This is a genomic window from Vibrio rhodolitus, assembly GCF_003350325.1.
Taxonomy (GTDB): domain Bacteria; phylum Pseudomonadota; class Gammaproteobacteria; order Enterobacterales; family Vibrionaceae; genus Vibrio; species Vibrio rhodolitus.
Genome location: NZ_QLYZ01000014.1, coordinates 1 through 22,064 on the forward strand (window position 1 = coordinate 1; position 22,064 = coordinate 22,064).

General features: G+C 45.3%; 19 protein-coding genes. 6 read left to right on the forward strand and 13 right to left on the reverse strand.

Translation table 11 applies throughout. The features are described from left to right. From DPF93_RS21375 to DPF93_RS13585, 10 genes are all read right to left on the reverse strand, one after another. Positions 1 to 202 (reverse strand): hypothetical protein (locus DPF93_RS21375; RefSeq protein ID WP_208638790.1); only part of this gene is annotated, 202 nt, incomplete at its 3' end. Between the two features lie 78 nt (positions 203 to 280). After that, positions 281 to 1,012, reverse strand: a complete 732-nt coding sequence (locus DPF93_RS13545) for a GntR family transcriptional regulator (RefSeq protein WP_114766663.1) — start codon at positions 1,010 to 1,012, stop codon at positions 281 to 283. 226 nt (positions 1,013 to 1,238) lie between these two features. Then, positions 1,239 to 2,300, reverse strand: coding sequence for a ferric ABC transporter ATP-binding protein (gene fbpC / locus DPF93_RS13550; RefSeq protein WP_075648389.1), 1,062 nt, complete (start codon positions 2,298 to 2,300; stop codon positions 1,239 to 1,241). An 18-nt stretch (positions 2,301 to 2,318) separates the two neighbouring features. Further along, positions 2,319 to 4,403 (reverse strand): ABC transporter permease, encoded by a 2,085-nt coding sequence (locus tag DPF93_RS13555; protein ID WP_114766664.1) that lies wholly within the window; start codon positions 4,401 to 4,403, stop codon positions 2,319 to 2,321. Between the two features lie 63 nt (positions 4,404 to 4,466). After that, entirely contained in the window at positions 4,467 to 5,501 is a 1,035-nt protein-coding gene (locus DPF93_RS13560; RefSeq protein ID WP_075648385.1) for an ABC transporter substrate-binding protein, read from the reverse strand. A 79-nt stretch (positions 5,502 to 5,580) separates the two neighbouring features. Further along, positions 5,581 to 6,882: an MFS transporter family glucose-6-phosphate receptor UhpC gene (gene uhpC / locus DPF93_RS13565; RefSeq protein WP_208638791.1), complete on the reverse strand. Its 1,302-nt coding sequence runs from the start codon at positions 6,880 to 6,882 to the stop codon at positions 5,581 to 5,583. Between the two features lie 86 nt (positions 6,883 to 6,968). Then, a complete protein-coding gene (uhpB, locus tag DPF93_RS13570; RefSeq protein ID WP_114766665.1) occupies positions 6,969 to 8,573 on the reverse strand; it encodes a signal transduction histidine-protein kinase/phosphatase UhpB in 1,605 nt (534 codons plus the stop codon). Next, positions 8,570 to 9,205 (reverse strand): response regulator, encoded by a 636-nt coding sequence (locus DPF93_RS13575; protein ID WP_114766666.1) that lies wholly within the window; start codon positions 9,203 to 9,205, stop codon positions 8,570 to 8,572. The genes uhpB and DPF93_RS13575 overlap by 4 nt, the downstream gene beginning before the upstream one ends. A gap of 183 nt (positions 9,206 to 9,388) precedes the next feature. Continuing rightward, positions 9,389 to 10,573: a multidrug effflux MFS transporter gene (locus tag DPF93_RS13580; RefSeq protein ID WP_114766667.1), complete on the reverse strand. Its 1,185-nt coding sequence runs from the start codon at positions 10,571 to 10,573 to the stop codon at positions 9,389 to 9,391. Next, complete coding sequence (locus DPF93_RS13585) at positions 10,570 to 11,214, reverse strand: recombinase family protein (RefSeq protein WP_114766668.1); 645 nt, start codon at positions 11,212 to 11,214, stop codon at positions 10,570 to 10,572. Before DPF93_RS13585 ends, DPF93_RS13580 begins: the two co-directional genes overlap by 4 nt. 358 nt (positions 11,215 to 11,572) lie before the next feature. Between DPF93_RS13585 and DPF93_RS13590 the strand changes: the two genes are divergently transcribed. Next, a complete protein-coding gene (locus DPF93_RS13590) occupies positions 11,573 to 12,127 on the forward strand; it encodes an AcfA family outer membrane beta-barrel protein (RefSeq protein WP_114766669.1) in 555 nt (184 codons plus the stop codon). Between the two features lie 184 nt (positions 12,128 to 12,311). Here DPF93_RS13590 and DPF93_RS13595 read toward each other — a convergent pair whose 3' ends face one another. After that, positions 12,312 to 14,285 carry a methyl-accepting chemotaxis protein gene (locus DPF93_RS13595; RefSeq protein ID WP_164675366.1) on the reverse strand — a complete coding sequence of 658 codons (1,974 nt, stop codon included), beginning with the start codon at positions 14,283 to 14,285 and terminating at the stop codon, positions 12,312 to 12,314. Positions 14,286 to 15,454: 1,169 nt separating this feature from the next. On the opposite strand from DPF93_RS13595, the gene tnaA reads away from it, so the two are divergent. Together tnaA and DPF93_RS13605 are read left to right on the forward strand one after the other, a co-directional pair. Next, positions 15,455 to 16,918, forward strand: a complete 1,464-nt coding sequence (tnaA, locus tag DPF93_RS13600; RefSeq protein WP_114766671.1) for a tryptophanase — start codon at positions 15,455 to 15,457, stop codon at positions 16,916 to 16,918. Positions 16,919 to 17,035: 117 nt separating this feature from the next. Next, complete coding sequence (locus DPF93_RS13605) at positions 17,036 to 18,250, forward strand: aromatic amino acid transporter (protein WP_114766672.1); 1,215 nt, start codon at positions 17,036 to 17,038, stop codon at positions 18,248 to 18,250. Between the two features lie 96 nt (positions 18,251 to 18,346). Here DPF93_RS13605 and DPF93_RS13610 read toward each other — a convergent pair whose 3' ends face one another. Beyond that, positions 18,347 to 18,868 (reverse strand): RNA methyltransferase, encoded by a 522-nt coding sequence (locus DPF93_RS13610; protein WP_114766673.1) that lies wholly within the window; start codon positions 18,866 to 18,868, stop codon positions 18,347 to 18,349. 171 nt (positions 18,869 to 19,039) lie between these two features. Beyond that, positions 19,040 to 19,411 carry a DUF2750 domain-containing protein gene (locus tag DPF93_RS13615; RefSeq protein WP_114766674.1) on the reverse strand — a complete coding sequence of 124 codons (372 nt, stop codon included), beginning with the start codon at positions 19,409 to 19,411 and terminating at the stop codon, positions 19,040 to 19,042. A gap of 498 nt (positions 19,412 to 19,909) precedes the next feature. On the opposite strand from DPF93_RS13615, the gene DPF93_RS13620 reads away from it, so the two are divergent. The 3 genes from DPF93_RS13620 to DPF93_RS13630 all read left to right on the forward strand — a co-directional run bounded on the left by DPF93_RS13620 (position 19,910) and on the right by DPF93_RS13630 (position 22,049). Then, complete coding sequence (locus tag DPF93_RS13620; protein WP_114766675.1) at positions 19,910 to 20,935, forward strand: methyl-accepting chemotaxis protein; 1,026 nt, start codon at positions 19,910 to 19,912, stop codon at positions 20,933 to 20,935. Further along, the gene (locus DPF93_RS13625) at positions 20,928 to 21,239 is read left to right on the forward strand and encodes a hypothetical protein (protein WP_208638792.1); all 312 of its coding nucleotides are present in this window, start codon (positions 20,928 to 20,930) and stop codon (positions 21,237 to 21,239) included. Before DPF93_RS13620 ends, DPF93_RS13625 begins: the two co-directional genes overlap by 8 nt. Positions 21,240 to 21,437: 198 nt before the next feature. Beyond that, a complete protein-coding gene (locus tag DPF93_RS13630) occupies positions 21,438 to 22,049 on the forward strand; it encodes a Crp/Fnr family transcriptional regulator (RefSeq protein ID WP_244204727.1) in 612 nt (203 codons plus the stop codon). The last annotated feature ends 15 nt before the right edge of the window (positions 22,050 to 22,064 follow it).

Sequence of the window (22,064 nt, forward strand, 5' to 3'; positions counted from 1 at the left end):
GTGGTACGGATAGTAGCAGTTGGATCACTGAGTAGGTGGTGGTAAGTGTTCTATGTGGATACGCGTGGTGATTTTGGATGTATACACTAGGCTGGGGTGCAGTAGTCGGTGTGCGTGAGGCGGGATGCAGGATGCGGAATGCGGGATGTGGGATGCGGGATGCGGGATGCGGGATGGTATGACCCCATAAAAGTAGACACATGGGGTTAATTCATTAGTTCAATACACAAAAAAGCCCAACGCACTGCTGGGCTTAGAAGTGAGGTGTGCTTGTTGCGGGTTAACGACTTTTTAGTATGTCAGAAAAGACAACATGTAAATCGTTGGAGGCAAGGTGGCTATCCAAATTCAATTTAGAGCGGATATGGTTGATGTGCTCTTGCATCAGTGCCACTGCGTGCTCACTGTCACCTGCTTCTATCGCATCAAGTAAGTTGGTATGTTCATCTTGCGAGCAGTTGGCGTGGTTGCCTGTCTCGTATTGGGCAATCAGTAGTGAGGTTTGCGACACTAAGCTGCGTTGAAAAGCGAGCAGAGGCGTATTGTTTGCCATTTCAGCGAGTTGAATATGGAATTCGCCCGAGAGACGTAAACCTTTACCATAGTCGCCATTGTGGAAGGCTTGATTTTCTTCTTTCACCAATTGGCGACATTCCGCGAGTTTGGCTGGCGTCGCGTTAGTCACTGCTAACTCAGTGATCGCCAATTCAAGCACTTCACGCGCTTTAATGATCTGCTTCGCTTCATCTTTGGTCGGCGCAGCAACCATTGCTCCCTTATTCGGGCGAATACTCACCACGTGCTCCATGGACAGTCTGAATAAAGCTCGGCGAATAATGGTACGGCTGACACCAAAGATTTCCGCGAGTGCTTCTTCGTTGAGTTTTGTTGCTGGTGGCAAACGTTGCTCAAGGATGGCGTCAAAGATGTGGCAATAAACAACGTCGTCTTGGGTTTGTCCGGCGATTTTGGTTTTAATATTTTTCGCAACGGAGTTTTTTAGATTTGCCATAGGCGGCGTTCACTCTCAATAAATTCATTCCTTTTATAAAACAATCATACTTTACTTTGTATACATGTGGCTAGGAAGGCTTATGTTTTGCGACATTACGCTCATCTGTTTGATAACTTAAAAGTAACAACTTGTGAGAGCTTTGAATCAGATATAAAAAGGCCGCTTACAGAGGGATTTGGATGTAAGCGGCTATACCAATGGCAAGGTGTTAAAACGTAATAACTTACTCTTTTGGCGCTTTAGGAAGTAAGAACACCCCGTTAGGGTTAATGGTTAAATAGGCATGGTCAGCGTAGCTCGCATCGAATTGCGATGAGTTAAGTTGCAATAGCAACTCATGCCCTTGCCACTGCACCACCACTTCGTACATCGAGCCCATATACGCAAAGCTGCTCACTTGGCACTGCTGACAAGCGTCGCCGTCTTCAGTAAGTAAGATCGCCTCAGGTCGCACACCAATTTCGTAGTGACCAGCTTCAATATTAGCTACGTTGTCTTGGTTGGCTTTCAAGCGATAGCCGTGAATATCGATATATTCGCCATCGAACTCACCACTAAACATGTTGGCTTCACCCATGAAGTTCGCCATAAACATTGATGCAGGATGTTGATACAACTCTGTTGGTGTACCTTGCTGCATGATGTCACCATCTTTCATTACGATAACCGTATCAGACACTGCGAACGCTTCCGCTTGGTCATGAGTCACGTAAAGTGAGGTGATATTAAAGCGCTGTTGCAGTTCACGGATGGTCTCACGCATATTGCGGCGCAAGTTAGCATCAAGGTTACTCAGCGGTTCGTCGAACAGTAGTACTTTCGGTTTGAGTACCAGCGCACGTGCAAGTGCGACACGCTGCTGCTGACCACCAGAGATTTGGTCAACGTAGCGTTCGCCAAAACCTTCGAGATCGACCAGTTTTAGTGCGTCATTGACGCGTTGCTTGATCTCGGCTTTTTCCATCCCGAGCATTTTAAGACCATAGCCGACGTTATCCGCCAGTGACATGTGCGGGAAGAGGGCATAGGACTGAAACACCATACAGATATCGCGGTGTTGAATCGAAGTGTTAGTGACATCTTCACCGTCGATAAAAATCTGTCCACTGGTTGGTTTCTCAAGACCCGCGACCAAACGCAATACCGTGGTTTTACCGCAACCAGAAGGACCTAATAGGGTGACGAGTGCGCCTTTTTTAATCTCAAGGTCTAAATCGCCGATAACGGTCTTATCCCCAAAGCGCTTGCAGACATTTTTAAGGACTACAAAGTTTTCTTTTTCCATGAGTTATATCTCCAATTGCTACTCTTGGTTATTGGCTTTGGAACGCGAGACGCGCGCTTCACCGACAAGAAAATCAAAAATTAAAATAATGGCTAACATGACAACAATCAGAATTGAGCCATAGGCGATGGCAATGCCGTATTCACCATCCTCAACACGGTTAAGAATGTATGAGGTTGCGACGCGAGTTTCTGGGGTCACCAAGAAAATGATCGCACTGACGGTCGTCATCGCGCGCACAAAGCTAAACACCAGTGTGGATAGAATCGCTGGGCGCAGTAGCGGTAATAGAATATGCGTAATGGTTTTGAGCGAGTTGGCGCGCAGACTGAGCGAGGCCTCATCCAGCGCTTTATCAAGTTGACCAAGCCCTGCAATCCCCGAACGAATACCGACAGGTACGTTACGCATTACCATTGAAATCACCACGATGGCAGCGGTACCAGTTAGATACATGGGCGCATCGTTAAACGCTAAGATGTATGACACACCTGCTACCGTACCTGGGACAGCAAAACAAAGCATAGTGGCAAATTCGATAACCTTCTTACCATGGAACTGCTGACGCACCACGATGTAAGCGATAAGCAGACCAAAGAAAGCGGTCAGTGGCGCGGCGACGCCTGCGTAAATCATGGTAGTGATAAGCGATGGCCATGCACCTTCACTAAAGCCACTGCCGAATAGGTTGAGGTAGTTAGCGAACGTTAAGCTGTAATCCACCCCCCAGTTCACGGTGAAGCTGCCGTAGAAGATGCTGCCGTAAAGTAGGATGTTGAATGCCATCCAGAAGTAGAGCAAACCTGATACGGTGTGTTTTAAGGTCGTTGGCAATGGCTGTACGTCACCACGGTATGACTTACCCGAAATCGTCACGTATGAGCGTTTACCAATCCAGAGGTATTGAACAACGAAGATCGCTAATGAGAACAACAGTAGAACTGCGCCAAGCGTACTTGCTGAAGCATAGTCGAGCTGCGCACCGGCAATGTAGAAGTAGATTTGTGTCGCCAGTACGTCAAAGCTGCCGCCAAGGACTAATGGGTTACTAAAGTCAGCCAGTGACTGAACAAAAATAATCAAGAAGCTGTTGGCTAACGCCGGTTTAAGCAGCGGCATCACTATCTTGAAGAAAGTCTGATAGCGGTTGGCACGCAGAGTGTAAGACGCTTCTTCTAATGATGGATGCAATGATTTCATCGCGCCATCTAAGATCATAAATGACATCGGAGCAAACGCCAGCACTTGTGCCAGCCAAATCCCGGTAAAGCCATACAACCAGTTAGTTTGTTGTAAGCCAAACCAGTCAACCATCAGTTCAGTAATATAGCCGGAACGACCGAGCATCAAGGTTACACCCAGACCGACCACAAATGGTGGGGTAACAATAGGTAAAATTGAGAAAATACGCGCAATGAATGCACTGCGTTCCGCAATACGTGTGGTGTAAATAGCGAAAATCAAGCCAAAGAAGGTCGCACCAATACCTACCGCAACACCCAGACCAACCGAGTTAAATATGATGCGGATGATGTGAGAGCTGCTAAGAATATCGACAAACTGCCAGGCAACAAAGTTACCCATGTCATCTTCGAACATTGGCACGAAGATGGCGAAGCTAGGGTAGATGATAAAGACAGTGATGAGCAAAATGATCGAAATCAGCGAGCCAATAACAAAGACATCACCGCCAAGGTATTCCAAGCGAGAGAAGGCGAGAGTCATCACTGCGCCAAGCACGATAAACAGGGCGATGGTCGCATATCCCATCCCTTGTCCGGTGTACCAAGATGAGATGACCACAAACAACATACAAAATGCCGAATAGCCAATATCAAATTGATGGCGAAGTTTGGCGTATTTGTTTTGCGCTTGAATCGGGCGCAGCAACAAGACTGCAGGTAGGGCGAACCATAACCACGAAATATTTAAACTGCTCCAACCCATGGCAGCACGAAACTCATCGGAAGTTGAGTCGAGCAATCCATAGTCGAGAGCGAAAACAGGAAGAAGGACGAAAGCTACTACTAAGCTCACTAGCCAGTAAAATACTGGATCGCGCTTAGTAGATTCAGGGCTAATGTGCGCGGTGAGTTCGTTCATAATAAATACCTAGATTCATGAGCGAGTAGGGTGATGGCGAATACCATCACCCACACAGTTGGATTATTGACCCATCTTGACGACGTTAACCCACTTGTTGATCAAGCGTTTACGTTCGTCTGATGAACCATATGTCTCCATGTCGTAGTCAATGAGCTCAAGCGTGTTTGGATCAAGAGCGTTTGGTGACTGTTCTGCGGTTGTATTGGTTAAGATTTGGAAAGATTTACCTTTTTTCCATGCAGTTTCCTGACCTTCTTTCGATAGTACAAAATCAAGGAACTTCTGTGCGTTGTCTAGGTTACGCGCACCTTTGATGATACTCACACCACCAATTTCGTAGCCGGTACCTTCACAAGGTGAGATCAGCTCAAGTGGTGCACCTTTTGATTGCTCTAGAGAGTAGTCGTGTAAGAAGCCGATACCGATAGCCACTTCGCCACGCGCTGCGTTACGAGAAGGGGTAACACCAGATTTGGTGTACTGAGAAACGTTTTTGTCTAGATCTTTAAAGTAGTTAAACGCTTTGTCTTCATCCCATAGCTGGATAAAGGTTGCGAGCGCAGTATAAGCAGTACCAGAGCTTTGTGGGTCCGAGATTTGGATTTCACCGGCGTATTCTGGCTTGGTTAGGTCGCTCCAACAGCGTGGAATTTCAAGCCCCTTTTCTGCCAAGCGGTCTTTATTGACACCAAAGCCAAGAATACCCATGTAAACTGCCGAAGAGTAGTTGCCCTTGCGTTTGGCTGGATCTTTGAAGTCATCCATGATGAATTCAAGTTGAGGAGATTTGTAAGCGTGTAACAGATCCATCTCACCACCTTGAGATTGAGGATCGAGTGTACCGCCATACCATACGTCTGCACGTGGGTTCTTCTTCTCAGCGTCGATTTTCGCCAAGGTACTGCCAGAACCGTTACGGACAAATGATGTTTTTACATCGTATTTTTCAGAGAAAGCTTTGGTTGCTGCTTCACACATAGCATTGGTCGCACTGCAGTAAACGACCAAGCGACCATCTGCCATGGCTTGCGGAGCTGCCATTGCCGCACCAAGGATGCAGGCTGAGAGTAAGCTGCGTTTTGTTCCAACTTTCATGTTATTTCCTCTTGTTGTATCCAACTGTAGGGTTGGTAAGTCCTTGCGGTATAAAAACAACGAGAGGGAATTTATTAAGTTAGGTTATGGCTATCCCTGCCCGTTGCTGAGCTTTAACAAAAGGAAGGATCAACAAGCCAATTAGTGCTGCCGAGAGCGTAATTACGCTGAAAAATCCTTCCCAGTTAAACTGGTCAATTATGAGTGCGAGTGGGTAACCCGCTAGCGCAGCACCAATGTAGGCAAATAGACCTACAAAGCCTGTCGCGGTGCCAGCCGCATCTTTGTGTGAACACTCCGCCGCGGCCATACCAATCATCATTTGTGGACCAAAGACAAAGAAACCAATCGCAAAAAAACAGCCTGACAAAATGATGAAATTATCTAGTGGGGTGAGCCATAACGCGGCAACAGAAACAAAGATCCCCAGTGCGAACAACAAAATCATTGGTGCACGATTACCGTGGAAGAATTTGTCTGAACCCCAGCCACCAAACAGCGAGCCAAGAAATCCTCCAATTTCAAACATGGCGACCACGCCATTGGCGCTAAACAACTGGTATTGGTGGCGTTGGGTTAGGTAGAGGTTGCCCCAATCATTGATTGCAATGCGTACCACATATACCAGCAAGTAAGAGCTGCACAGTAACCAAATGTATTTGTTGCCCAGTACATAGGTTTTTACTACTTGCCAAAATGGCAGCCCTTTACCTTCCGTCTCGTGCACTTTTTCCAGTTGGTCATCTCGCCATTCGCCAACGGTAGGTAACCCCATCGAACTAGGCTTATCTCGCAAGCGAAAACAAAGCACTATCCCCACTAAAACTGCCAATGAGCCGGGAAGAATAAAGCCAAAGCGCCAGCCCCAAGTGACAGCGGCGAAACCGATACTGATTGGAATGATCGCGCCACTTAAGTTGTGGCAAGTGTTCCAAATTGACCACCAAAAGCCCCGTTCAGAACGTGAGTACCAACTGGTGAGCAACTTGGCACACGGTGGCCATCCCCAACCCTGAAACAACGCGTTCAATGTCCAAAGCACCGCGAAGGCAAACAGGGAAGAGCTCAAACCAAAAGCAATATTGATAACGCCGGTAAAGATCAGCCCAAGCCCCATAAAATAAGCAGGCTTGGTCTGGTCACTTACCATGCCAGAGAGAAATTTAGACACGCCATAAGTGATGTAAAAAAGCGTTCCCAAAATACCAATATCAGCCGTGTCTAAGCCTAAATCGGTGATCATACTTGGCATCGCAAAGTTCAGGCTCTTGCGAGTAAAGTAGAAAACGCCGTAGCCAACATACATCACCATCATCAAGTGAAGCCGCCAGTAACGGTACGTTTCGTCAATCTGATTTAGGTTTTTGTTCGCTGTTAACACGAGCTCCTCTCCTTGGCATGAAAGAATGGTAACCAAGCCATAACTGAAATGAATTGGACGGTTTTATATATCACTAGGAAAATTTCCTAGTTTGGCGGAGGTGTTTTGTGTTTTGTGGGTAAGTTAACAAATATTCGGCTACCCAATGAGTTAGAAGTGATGCTCATGGTGCCACCGAGCGCACTAATTCGCTCTTCAATGCCTTTTAAGCCCTGTCCTTTGAGTCGCCAGTTATCAGGCAGACCAATGCCGTTGTCCCGCAGTTCGAGACTAAAGCGATCGCCTGGTACTAATGACAGTTGCACTTGAGTCGCCTCTGCGTGCTTACAGGTGTTATTCAGTAGCTCTTGCACGATGCGGTAGAGGGTTACCGCAGTAATGTCATCGAGACGGTCGGCAAAGATGCCAAAATTGAGGCGGAAATCGATGCCGCGTTCATCAAAGCGCATTTCTGCTGCCAGTTGGCGAATGGCACTCTCGAGCCCGAGTTCATCGAGTGCGTGAGGACGAAGCTGCTTAAGCAGTTGCCGAGTGGAATTGTGAATTCGCAGAGCGAGTTCATTAGTGGTATTGGCGATGTTGATCTGCTGTTCGTCTTTAGCAAGCCGTTTGGTCAGCATCGACTGAATTTGAATCGCAGTAATGTTTTGCCCGATTTCATCATGCAGCTCACGGGCAACCGATTTGCGAATGTCTTCTTCTACGTGAACCAATTGTCTGGCTAACTGTTGTTTGCTTGCCAGCTCTTGCTCCAACTTTTTATTAGCTCGGTGAAGTTGCTGGGCGAGGAAGTACTGCCTGCTGATGGCAATACCTAGCCCCAAGCCAATCAGAGCCTGAGTTGAGATAAAAGTTTGCAGTTCTAAATCACTACCAAATGACCCGGTTACTTGGCGCGCCGTAGCAAGCAGAATACTGTTCATCACGCTAGCAAGCACGCCACCTTGCCAGCCATAGCGATAAGCCATAAAGATGTTAGGCAATAAGAAGATCAGTAGTGCCAATGGTTTCATCTGCTCAAGTAGGGTGAGCTCAGTAAACAGACCAATGGCGAAAAAGAGTAGACACCAGACTAATGCCGAAGCACGTAACGACACTTCTTGATGAATTAAAGTTGGCGTGAGCGGTTGCCATACTTGGCGTAATAGGTAGTCGTAAACCAGATAGAAAAAAGGAGCAAGTAAGATGCCGCCTGTAAGCGCCGCGATGCCGCCTTTGAAGGAATAAAGTGCACCAAGCCCAATGGGTTTGGTGAGCAGCAGTAAAGCAATTGCGCAAGCCAGTGCGTAAGTGACGACTAACCCACATAGGGCAAGCAGGCGTTGCCAATAGATTTGTAACGGTCGCCAAATGGTTTGGAAAACGACCGCAATCGCGTGGTTAAAACAGGTAAACAGAATCAGTAGATAACCGTAAAGCGGCTCGCCAGTGAGCTTAATTAAACTCCACACCAGTAGGATTTCAGCCATGGTGAACCAAGGCCACAACTTGCGTGTGGTTAGGGTATAAATGGTGAGTTTAAAGCCAGTTGGCAGTAATAAGCCTGCTAACAGAATGTCGTGGGAAAGGTAAAGGCTGACATTCCATAAGCAGAACCAACAGATCACATAACCCAGAATGGCAAAAGTGTAACTAAAACCGTGGGTTAAAATCAGTTTTGGTAAATGTTGCCGCCGCGCTAGTTCGCTCATACAACTTCATCACTCAGCAATTTGTGCTGCAGGGCAAAGCGAATCAGATCAACGTTATTGGTGAGATTTAGCTTACTCAAAATATTGGCACGATGAACATGAATGGTTTTGTGGCTGATCGAGAGTTTATTGCCGACCTCTTTAACATCGAGTCCCTGAATTAAATGATCAAATACTTCACGTTCGCGCTTAGTCAGTTCTTTAAGTACCGAAGGCGAAGAGGAGGCGTTACTCAGATTGATGAGTGCGTCGGTACATAAATAGTGATCGCCTGACGCAACTTTGCGAATAGCGGTGACTAACTCTTCAGGTCCGCAGCGCTTTGATAAATAGCCAAACGCGCCGACCTCAATCGCTTTACTCACAAATGAAGCGGAATCATAAATGCTAAGAATAATCGCTTTGAGATCAGGCTGTTTTTTGCGCAGTTTCTCTAATAGAACTAAACCACTTTCATCCGGCATTGAGATATCAATTACCGCGACGTCAATATTGGATGCCGATAACACGCGATAGGCTTCATGTGCGTTATCAAATTCACTGTGGATTTTTATGTCTGGCTCACATGCCAACAACTGCGCAAAACCTGAGCGAACCATAATATGGTCATCGACAAGAGAGACTGAAATCATAGCGACATCCTTGATGGGAACGCTTGATGATTACAAATCTCTCAATATGTTTCAAAATCTTAATACGAGTCTGTGACTTCGCTCTAGTATTGATTGTGTGAAATATTTCTATATTTTTTAGTGGTTTACTTGATTTGTGTAAAATTAACCCGCTGGGATTAGCGGGTTAATCAGTTGATAGAGTTACGCTTCTTGCGGCTCAGGACAACTAAAACCACGCAAGATATTGGCTAAGGTAATCGTGGCGAAGAGCACGATCACCAGCGATAAGTGCCAAGCTTGGCTTAAGCCTAATTGCACCAACACCATACTGACAATAGATGACACCACCATTTGACCGCCGCCCGACATGGCTGCCGCTGCGCCAGCGTGTTTTTTGTAAGGTTGCATCACCATCGCTTGGGCAGTTGGCATCGCAATACCGTTGCCTAGAATCATCATTAGTTGCCCTAACATCAAGTAAAGTGGCTCAACAGGGCAGAAGAACAGCCAAGTTGCGGCGCTTAAGTGCAATACTGGCGTCCAAAGCAGCATTTTTTTACTGCCGATGATTGGGCGGATGCGATTACAAATACTGGTACCCGCAAGCATGCCAAGGGCAGGGATAATTGCCCACATCGCGTATTCGTCAGATGTCATGCCAATTTGGTTCTGCATAATAAATGGCATTACCGAAACCGTAGTGATCATCAAGGCGAAGTTAAGCCAACCAATGCTGGCAAAGCTCATAAAATAACGTGAGGTAATAAGCTCGCGGTATTGCAGCAGCATCTTTTTCGCTGAAGGTACTTTTGAGCGCTGAGCAATGGTCTCTTGAAAACGAAAAGCGATAATCACCCATGCCAGTGATACGTAGCAAAGCAATGAAATGAACACCATGCTCCAGCCGAAATGGAAGTTGATAAAACCGCCAATAACTGGTGCAAATAGTGGGGTAATCGAGGCTGCCATGGCAATGTAGGACATCGCAAGTGGTAAATCTGGCCCATTAAAGCGATCGCGGGTCGAGGCGCGAGCAAGCACAGCGCAGCAGCCGGTGCCGAGTCCTTGCAGAAAACGTCCGGCAATCATGCCAGTAAATGAGTCACTTAAGCAGATGATCATCACCAGACCAGTCATGGCAATAAGTAAACCACTTAACAGTACTACTTTACGCCCAAGCGCATCAGAGATAGGACCATAGAGAAACTGCGATGGACCAAAGCCAAGTAAGTAGATACTTACTAACAACTGCGCTTGGTCGAGTGAAATAGAGAAGTCTTTAGCGATCCAAGGCAGAGAAGGAAAAACTAATCCCATGCTCAATTGCCCAACGCTAATGATCAGGCAGGCGAGCAGTATGGTTTTGATATCGAAAGCTTTATTCACGATTCATCACCACCACGCTGGTGGATGTGTCCGCGGCGTCTCAGTCCGCCTTCATCATCAATTTGGTTAAGTTTGGCTTTAACTCGTTTCACCGTTGATAGGCTCACATCACACTGTTCGGCAACACTTTGTAGTGTGTGTCCTTCTAAGAGTAGGGTTGCGATCTGTTCGTGCTTGGCGCGATCAGCAGGGCGACCACGGAATTTCTTATTCCAAAGCTGAGGATCATTTTTGATTGCTTGACGCCCTTGTTCGGCAGCAAAAAGGCGATGCATGGTTTGTACTTTTTCATAGCCAAACAGCAAACTGAGTAGGGTTTCACTTTGTTGGGAATTTGGCTCAAAGCAAATGGGCTCACACATCAATTGCAGTGTCACCCCTTGGCTTAAAAGCAGCCTAACGGTTGCGTTAACTTGGCTAAAGTCTTTGCCAAATGCGGTTAGCCACCAGACGACAACCGTATCGCCATCTTGAAGGGCATCAAACATCTGCTTAAATGCAGGTCGCTCTAGTGGAGGGACAAATCCACGAACTTGGTCTTCGATGTGTTTAGCATCAGGTGCAAAAGCGTGCAACGCGGCAACCTGCTCTTGATAGGCTTGATTCTTGGGCGAAAAGCGGGTGTAGAGATACTGCGTCATCGTTATACCTCAACGACTAAAGTGGGTCATATGCTGTTATGGCTCATAATATATTCTGGCTCATAAATAATTACAACACCAAATGAGCCATCAATTGGCTTTTGATTGTTGTAAACCGATATGGAAAGCTTGCTAGCCTGTTGATAAGTAGACGCTTAATCCATCTAAAAGGAAAGTGGAACTGTCAGGTTAACGATGGAATGTTTTTGTCAAAAGCAAAAAATTGAGCGGGTGTTGTTTAAGGAACAGTCTATCTGCTTGGTTTGTCAGAATATTCTTACTACTTAAGCAGTAAATTGTTGTTAACGAACAATATGATCATCAATACAATACGCCGCTTGCTAAATGGGTGTATCACATGAATAAAATTTGCCTTTTCTCTCTACTTGCTTGTTCGTTCCCTGCCGCTGCTTCGCCGTACCTTGGCTTAGAAATGGGACGCTCGCAGCCTGATCATGATATTAAAGTTTATACGGCTAAAAATCGTGTCGTGACCCCTGATTCAAATGATGTTTTTCTGGGTGTCTATGGCGGTTATGTCCTTAATAAGAGTTGGGCATTTGAAGCGGGCTACCAGCAGAATCAATATACGGGCACGGCAACTACTCAAAACCGAACCACTCTTGATGCTGAGCAGTTTTATTTTGCTCCGGTTTATAACCTCTCGTTGACTAACGACCGTGATTGGGATTTAAAACTCAAAGGTGGCGTTACGTACACTCAATATGATTTGAGCGGTCAAAGCGGTAACCTTACAGCGACGGCGAATAGCAGTGAGCTGGGTTTAATGCTCGCGGTTGGAGTGGAGTATCAACTGATGCCGGAATTGGGTGTCGGTGCGAATATAAAGTATGTTGCCGATAGCTATACAAGCAGCAGTGCTTTCACGTTATCAGCAAGCTACTACTTCTGAGCGTATCCACAGGCGCCATTTCCCAATCTGATTTTCGAGAACTGACTCATTCAGTCTTTGCAAGGTAGGCTTTGCTTTGTGATAAGGATTGGTGCTTACTCCAGTGATAAGTAAAAGGGTCGATATTTCGACCCTTTGTTCTATAAGATACTTGCGGCTAAGCGCTTGCTTATCGCGAGCTTAATTATTGCAGCTTAAACTCTTTTAGCATTTGGCTTTGCGTCTCAGCAAGTTCAGACAAGAAAGCAGATGCTTGGCTTGATTGTCCAATGCCCACTAAGTTCTGCTCAATAACGTGTTTAATGCCATTGAGTGAAGAGCTGATCTCTTCAGCCGCTTGCGCTTGCTGCTCTGCCGCTACCGACATTTCAGAAGCGCTATTGGTGATATCAGAAACTGAGGTTTGAATTGAGGAGAGCTTTTCAACCGCTTCTTGTGAAGATTGGTGAACCGTAACCACACGCTGTAAGCAGCTCTCTACGCGATCTTGAGCAAGATCTGAGTTGGTTTGCAGCTCAGTGATAATGTTCTGAATACGCCCCGTTGATTGCTGAGTTTTTGCCGCTAGAGCGCGAACTTCGTCGGCAACTACCGCAAAACCACGACCGTATTCGCCTGCGCGTGCCGCCTCAATCGCTGCATTGAGTGCCAATAAGTTGGTTTGCTCAGAAATACTGTTGATCACACTGGCGACTTCACCAATGCGGTGACAGCGCTGTTTAAGCTCTTCAACCACCTCGGCAGTCTCATTTAGCTCGCTAGTAAGAACCTGAGCGTTCTCTTTATTTTGCTCAACAATTTCGTGACCATCAAAGCAGGCTTCCAGAGCAGAAGAGGCTTTCGATTCGGTGTGCTTTGCGGTTTTCGCTACTACACTTGATGAGCTCGACATTTCAGTCACTGCGGTTGCAATCAACTCTACTTGGCTGTTTTGCTCTTGCGCATTTGCAGAAGCCTCTGTCATCACGGCGGCAAGCTCAGTTGACGAAGAGGAGACTTCGTTACTTTGGTCACGCACATCATTGATCACAGTAGAGATGGTCTTCATTGAAGCTTCCATATCTTTTGCCAGTTTAGAAAACTCATTTTTACCAGTGAGTTTGGTATGTACTGTGAGATCTTTTTTCGACATCGCACCGAGTGATTCAGATAACTGGTTAAAGATTGCGACAATATGATGAGCAAGATAGATCGTCATTACGCTTGCAACAAGAGCGGCAATTAACCATGCTGCAATTTGAATGGTTCTTAACTGATCAACAGCGTCATGGCTTGCTTGAATGGCAAGTTGACGTTGCTCAGCATTGAGTTTGACGATGCTCTCGATCTCACTGCGAACATCTCCAGCGTGCTCGATTCGGCGTAGCTCAACACTGACGTCTTTCTCTAGCAAGTCGATAGCGAAGTTCATTGTTTCAGTAAACGATGAGAAAGTGAGGTCATTAAACTCTTCTACTGCAGGTACATAGCTAAACTGTTTAATGGTTTTCAACGCGTTATCGTGGAACATGCGTACTAAATCCACTTCAACCAGTTCACGCATTGAGATGATTTGTGACAAACGAGAGTAGAAGTAGTCGAGGTTATTAACCAGTTTTTGACCTTCTACTGACCAGGTGAATGTGTCTAGGTCATCGTTGACAACCGAGTAGTCCTCTACCTGACTGACCATATAGAATAATGGTTTCCACATTTGTGGCGTGTCTAACCACCAACGGTCATAGATTTGCTGATAGGTTTTGGTTGATTGATGCAGTAAGCCTAAGTACGCCGTCATCGATTCAGAAATACGCGCAAACACCATGCGCTCTTGATCTGTGGTGAGGGGATTATTTAGGAACGTAGTTTCAATCAGGGTATTGATAGCGGCAACTTCGGCTTCTATTTTCTCCATCGTGTCGCTCATCACATTGACATCACCATAGAGCATATCTCGCGTTAGGATGCGGACATTTGCCCATTTTTGGTCAAGTTTGGCGGCAGCTTCACTACTTTCAACTTGGCGCGTGACAATATTCGATTGCTCTTGAACGTGATTCAAATTGGAGTACATCAAGACTAGAACGCCAGCAAACAAAGCGAGAGTGAGAGCAAGAGGGAGAAGCAGCAGCGATCGTAGTGAAAGTGTGGTGACCCATTTAGGAACATTTTTCTTCATAGAGTAGTACATCCTTTATATCTTATTGGTATCAACACCGTTCTTATGACAAAGCTTTCCTTTCTATGTGGAATGACGGCTTAGACGTAATTGTGCGGTAAGAAAATACTGACGATGTTAAAAAACGACCAACAATAAAAATCACTCTTAACCATAAATTTTTAATGAAATCGATAACTTAAGTATCCTTGATAAATAACATCTATTATCACTGTTAAAAATATTAATAGAGTTGTGGGGTGAGTGCTGCAATGGAAGTGGGCTAAGCCCCGTGACATAAGTCATTGGATGCTTTACGCTTTTATATACAAGCCCTTATATTAACTAATTTGTTGTTAGCTCAGTTTTAACCAAAGTGCTTTGTTGCATAATGATCGGAACTTAAAGTAATAAATAGTAAATATGTAACTGTTTGTGACACGGAAAGCGAAGTGTACACATTAATATGCAAGTGAGTTTATACCGATTAAGTTGCAAGAGATAATCGTAAAAAAAATCAGGAAATTCAATATAAGTAGAGTCTAAATAAAAAGTTACGATTGGATTACTTTTGTTTGGTACTAATAATTTTATTTAAATGGGCTATAGTTATTTGTAGGTGGATTATAAGGATTGAATTAAATAGTGCGCAATATCACTAAAATATAGTCAATTGTGATACTTACGACATCTTTGAATCATAATTCGAACGGTTTTTTATGCAGATCACATTTGTCGTTTATTTGAGTTTATTATTCCGCCGCTCTGTAGAATACTGCAATCGTCAACCCACTAATTGCTTTCAAAGAAGGAACATAAGATGACAATGTACCTCAAAATGCAATACAAAATATGGCTAACATCGTTAGCTTGGTACACCCGCGACCATACGCTATCATTCTTACCTTCTTCCGACCGTATCTAGGCAGCCTTTGCCGCATCAGGCTTTTGCAAGCTTGATGGTATAACTATCCAAAATCTGAATTTCTCTAAATGCAATTTCCTCCAATTGATTGTATTCGGCATTCTATTCGATTTTGTTTTGGTTATTTAAATTAAATCTCTAACTTCATAACTAAATTTAATTTTTAAATTTAGTCTGACGCCCTACATCTTTAATAAATTAAGGTGAGGGTAAATATATTTAAAATAAAGTGCTTAAGCACAATTTAGAAATAAAAGGTATTATCATGGAAAACTTTAAACACCTACCAGAACCATTCCGTATTCGCGTTGTTGAGCCAGTAAAACGTACCACACGTGAGTACCGTGAAGAAGCAATCCTAAAAGCGGGCATGAACCCATTCCTGCTTGATAGTGAAGATGTGTTTATCGATTTACTAACCGATAGTGGCACAGGCTCTATCACTCAAGAAATGCAAGCAGCGATGCTGCGTGGTGACGAAGCATACAGCGGCAGCCGCAGCTACTATGCACTGTCTAATGCAGTGAAAGAAATCTTTGGTTATGACCTGACTATTCCGACTCACCAAGGTCGTGGTGCAGAGCAAATTTATATCCCGGTACTGATCAAGAAAGCAGAAAAAGAGCGCGGCCTAGATCGTTCTAAGATGGTTGCATTGTCTAACTACTTCTTCGATACCACGCAAGGTCACACGCAAGTGAACTGCTGTGTAGCGAAAAACGTGTACACAGATGAAGCATTCGATACTGCAGTAACAGCAGACTTTAAAGGTAACTTTGACTTAGAGAAGCTAGAAGCAGCGATTCTTGAAGCGGGTCCAAACAACGTACCTTACATCGTAAGTACCATCACTTGTAACTCAGCAGGTGGTCAGCCAGTGTCTATTGCTAACTTGAAAGCAGTATACGAAATGGCGCAAAAATACGGCATTCCAGTGATTATGGACTCAGCACGCTTTGCAGAGAACGCTTACTTTGTACAGCAACGTGAAGAAGGCTACAAAGATTGGACAATTGAGCAAATCACGTACGAAACCTACAAATACGCTGATGGTCTAGCGATGTCAGCGAAGAAAGATGCCATGGTACAAATGGGTGGTCTACTTTGTTTCAAAGATGAATCATTCATGGATGTGTACACTGAGTGTCGTACTCTTTGTGTGGTTCAAGAAGGCTTCCCAACATACGGTGGTCTAGAAGGCGGCGCAATGGAGCGTCTAGCGGTTGGTCTACGTGACGGTATGCGTCAAGAGTGGCTTGCTTACCGTATCAACCAAATCGAATACTTGGTAAATGGTTTGGAAGCAATCGGTGTTGTTTGTCAGCAAGCTGGTGGTCACGCGGCATTCGTTGATGCAGGTAAACTACTGCCACATATTCCAGCGCATCAATTCCCAGCACACGCTCTAGCTTGTGAGCTTTACAAAGTAGCGGGTATCCGTGCGGTTGAGATCGGTTCAATGCTACTAGGTCGCGACCCTGCAACAGGTAAGCAACACCCATGTCCAGCAGAGCTGCTACGTCTAACGATTCCACGTGCAACTTACACCCAAACACACATGGATTTCGTTATCGAAGCATTCGAGAAAGTGAAAGAAAACGCCAGCAACGTGAAAGGTTTGGATTTCACTTACGAGCCAGCAGTACTGCGCCACTTTACAGCTCGTCTAAAAGAAGTTGAGCCAGAAGCGGCAGAGGCACCAGCAAAGAAGGAACTTGCTGAAGCTTAATCACATTTGCGTGCCCCAATAGGGGCACGCTTTATCTTGGGCATCAAAACACAACAAATATTTAGCTTAAGAGACAGTTTTATCCAATAACGTGAACAATAACAAAGAGACATATCTATGAAAGGAACTCCCTCACTATTAGGTGGCTCATGTATTATCGCCAGTGTGTGTGTAGGTGCGGGCATGCTCGGGCTTCCAAGTGCAGGTGCTGGTGCGTGGACAACGTGGTCAGTGATTGCGATTACACTAACAATGGCGATAATGACCATTTCTGGCTGGATGCTTCTAGAGGCATTCAAGCATTACGATTTAAAAGTTTCATTCAACACTGTAACCAAGGATATGCTTGGTTCTAAAATTAACGGTCTTAACAACATTACCGTGTATTTTGTTGGCGGTATCTTGTTGTACGCCTACATCACGTCTTCAGGCCTTATTCTGCAAGGTATGTTAGGCATCAGTAGCCAACTCGCGTCTATCTTGTTTGTGTTGATTTTCTCTACGTTTGTTTGGCACTCAACACGAGCGGTGGATCGCATCTCAGTTGTTCTAATCGCCTTTATGATTCTGAGCTTCGTGTTCGGTGTGTCAGGTCTAGCCTTGAATATCGACATGTCGGTGCTATTTGACTCAGTGAACAAGCAATCCAGTTACGCGCCATACGCTATGGCGATGCTACCTGTAGCGCTGACATCATTTGGTTACCACCACTCTGTATCATCAATGCGCGCTTATTATGGCGAAGAGCGCCGCGCTAAGTACGCCATTTTAGGTGGCACTATTATCGCGTTAGCTTTGTATTTACTATGGATGTTGTCAATTTACGGCAACTTACCACGTGCGAAGTTTGGTCCTGTGATTGAGCAAGGCGGTAACGTTGACGTACTACTGTCAGCTCTAGGTTCAGTGATTGCGTCAGAAAAAGTAGCCAATGCAATCAACAGCTTCTCAATGGCGGCACTATTATCATCGTTTATCGGTGTGGGTCTTGGGGTATTTGACTTTATTGCCGACTTGTTCAAGTTTGACGACACCAAACAAGGTCGCACTAAATCATGGGCAGTGACTTTCTTGCCACCGCTGATCATGTCTCTGCTTTTCCCATTCGGCTTTGTTATTGCGATTGGTTATGCAGGTGCAGCTGCGACAGTGTGGGCATGTATCATTCCGGCGTTGTTGGCATACAAGTCTCGAGCGCGTAAAGATGGTGCAGAGGGCTTTATGGCTCCTGGCGGCAACGGGATGATTGTAGCAGTTATCATCTTTGGTGTATTGACCGCGGTTTTCCACATTCTATCTATGCTTGGTATGTTGCCAGCCTTCTTAGGCTAAACCTTTACAGATATTGATGTGGAAAAAGGGACTTGCATTTAGCGAGTCCCTTTTTTATTGCGCTATAAAATGATTAGAGCGCGAGCTATCGTTCAGTTACGCTTCAGCTGCCGACTTTACTTTTAGCTTGTTACGATTATCTCGGCTTGAACGAATAAGTTCATCGCCCGTTACCATCGCCTCTGATTTGGCTAAGCGGTCATAAAGCAGTACGTTTACCGATGCCGCTAAGTTCATACAACCAATGGTTGGTACATACACCACATGATCGGCTTGATCGGCAACTTCTTGTGGAATAGAACCGTCTTCAGGACCAAAAATGTACACGGCTTTCTCAGGGTGGCTAAAGTGAGGTAGAGGGGTCGCACCTAATGCCAGTTCTACGCAGACCACGCTAACGTCTTGCGGAATAGCTTCAAGGATAGAGCTTACCCCTCTCAGTGGTGTGTGCTCACTAACACTTTTGGTGTCGGTGGTGAATTTGGCTGCGCGATCGTAGCGCGTTCCTGTATAAAGCACCTCATCCGCTTGATAACAACCTACCGCTCTCATTACCGCACCCACGTTCTCTGGGCTTTTGGGGTTAATTAATCCGATTATCGCTAGGTTATCTTTCATTAGAGGATCTCAAAGAAAATGCAGTGCGCTGACTGCGAAAGGGCGGCATTCTACCAAAGCTACTGGCAATGCTAAAGCAAAAGCCTGACAGCCAGCATTGTTGTGGTGTTTAAATGAAAAAGCGATGCACTAGGCACCGCTTTATAAACAGAAATTGCACCACGCTGTCTGCTAGCGGCGCTCGCGCTTTACAATTTCAAATTCAAATTCTTCAGGGTAGAGGATAACACCTTCGCCTTCAGCATCGGGGAATACCACAATGGATAAGTCGTCTTGCTCAAGCCCGTGCGTCCAGCGGCTTTTCCACTTCGCGATAGAAATTGGTTCAGCAGTAAAACCTTCCCACTCTTCGGTTGCCCATTGCAGTGCATGCTCTTCAGTTGGCCAGACAGGAACGCATTCTTCATCGTCGGTGTTGAGCAGAACACTGCCGTGTTCATCAATCAGCAACCAGATTTTTTTGCTCTCTGCTGATGTTTTGAAAAAGATGTTAAAGCGCTCCATTGGATCGCGTGGAACGTTGACAGGTGATGAATCGCTCATAAGTTGCCCTAATTAGTTAACTGCTTCGAGAGTATATATTGCTTTGTGAAAAAGGGCAGCATCCAAAGCGCGGTGCCAGTTTATTTGCCCAAGTTAAATTGTGGATAACAATCATGGCTTGTCGTCACGATAGCACTAAGTTGGCGCGATTTCTCAAAAGATGAGTATTCTGGCGATGAAAGTGAAGAAGAAATCGCTCATTTCACCAAGAAAGCCCACTGTTATTGACTCAAATTGCTCTGATAAGCGCATTGACACTACAGAGCGTGGCTAATTTAGGATGAAACGAAGCGAAAATAACAAGATTGTGAGTTTGTGTTTTATTTTACCGACACGCCGGGGGGGTAGGATTTTTCCTGCAAATGGCATGTTTTGGGGTTAACAGGGTTGTTTGTTTTTTGTACGGATGCAGGCGCTAGATATGTTGTTATTTAGTGTTTTTTGGTAGAAGTGCAGGCTCGCGTTTCATAGTCGCCATGTATACAAGGTCATGAATACGTGAACGTAAAAATTGTCGCCATTTTGGCTTGCTTGGTGCTTGTGGCACCTATATCCACACATTACATTGCATTACAACTGGATGCCAACTCAGTGCATCAGCTGGCGGTAATGCTATCTCTAGTCGCGATATCGCTATTCTCTTTGCTTATTCGAGCAAGACTGAAACAGAAAGAAGTTAACGACGACATTGCGAATTTTCTGATGGAGCTGCACAGCTCATATTTAGCATCGTATGAAGCTTTAAAGCGCAATGTTGAAAAAACCGAAGAGTGCTTTCTCGATTTAGAGCAAATCTCTGCCTCGACAGTGGAGTTATCTTCAACATCACAAAGTGTGAGTAATGAAGCGGGAGCGGCGAGTGAGGCTACTGAATCTGTGCTGAATAATCTGCAAAACGGTCGCAGATTAATGGAATACGATAGTCAGATTGCTCAGCAGGTTTTAATCTCGATTAACGACTCGGCACCGATTTTCAACAAGCTGTTTGAATACTCGAATAACATCAACGGCGTGGTCGACACTATCAATCAGATCTCAAGCCAAACGGCATTGCTGGCGTTGAATGCTTCGATTGAGGCGGCGCGCGCAGGTGAGCATGGCAAAGGTTTCTCGGTGGTGGCGAGTGAAGTTCGTAAACTGTCGCTGCAGACGCAAAACAATACCTTAGTGATCAAAGATGCAGTCGAGAAACTCAATACATTCAGCGCTAAAGCGCGAGATCATATTAATCAGAACCAAGCGATCATTAAAAAGTCGTTCGCACTCTCTAAGCAGCTTAACGACGCGTTTGAAGTGATCAACACCAGTACGCTGAAGCTTGCGTCTATCAATGCCGTGGTGCATGAGACCGCTAACAGCCAAACAATGGTGGCGACTGATTTGTCACAACGCATTGAAGATCTACATGGCAAGCTCAACATTAACCTTGCTTCAGCAAAACAGATCCAAGATAAAAATGATTACATCAAATCGCTAGTAAAACAGATGAAGCAATTTGCGGTGGAGAATCAAGAGAATGCGTAAGCTTTTCCCTCTAAACTGGGGTGCTAAGGTTCTATTGCTGGGCGCTTGCTTCGCTCAGTCCGCTTGGGCGAGCAATAATAATTGTGCGAATTTTACTGCTCTGTTTGAGCAGCGTGACTTCGTCAAAATTGAAAGTATGTTCAAGCGTGCAGCGTTAGAGTTGGGCTATCCCAACTCTTCAATTTATCTCAACAAACATTACGCGAAAACTCCGAAGCAGCAAGTGGCGGAAATTCGCCGTGTCTACCGTGGTTGCTACTCACTGAAAAAGAAAAATGAGCTGCTGGTTAATTTGTTGCACTAGTGATTGCGCGAGATAATTAACGCGCGATGAATCACGTCGTTTTTGACCACTTATCAGAGGCAAGGAAGCCCGGTTAAGCCCAGCCAAACAGCAGAAATGCGACCCACTTAGTATCAATCGATACCATCCCGGTACACTAAGATCGCCTGTAGGCATACTAACGTAAGTAAAACAACGTTTAATGGTTAGGGAAGACGAGTGAAAAGACAAACCCATCTCGATGATTTTGAGCAGCACATGCGGGAACTTTTCCATATGAGTGATGATGAGTGGCAAGTGTTTGTTGAACAAGGCTCACTCAAAGCGTTTTCCAAAGGCGAGACACTGTTTATTGCTGGTGATATCGTCGATAAAGTGCGCTTTGTATGCCAAGGCACCTTGTGCAATTTTTACCTGACAACGGAAGGTATTCGCCGCAATAAATCATTTTTGCTACAAGGGGATATTTCTGCCTGCCTATCGTCGTTTGCCAGAAATCTTCCTGCGCGTTTTCATTGTGAAGCACTCTCTGATGGCGTGTGTTTCGAAATACCAGCCAAAGCGTTAAAGAGACTTAGCGAGACACACCTTGGTTGGCAAAATGCCTTCTTCTCGATGGTGACCGCGCTGGCGTTAAAAAAAGAAGCACGAGAAGCCGATCTACTACTGTTGTCGCCGACCGAGTTATATATTCAGTTTATGTCTGAGTCACCCGAGCTTGCACACTCCCTCACCAATTATCACATTGCTTCGTATTTGGGGATCACGGAAGTTTCTCTATCTCGCATTCGCGCCAAACTAGGCGTGCAAAACGCCTATCAACGCCAGTAATACCAATTACCGGTA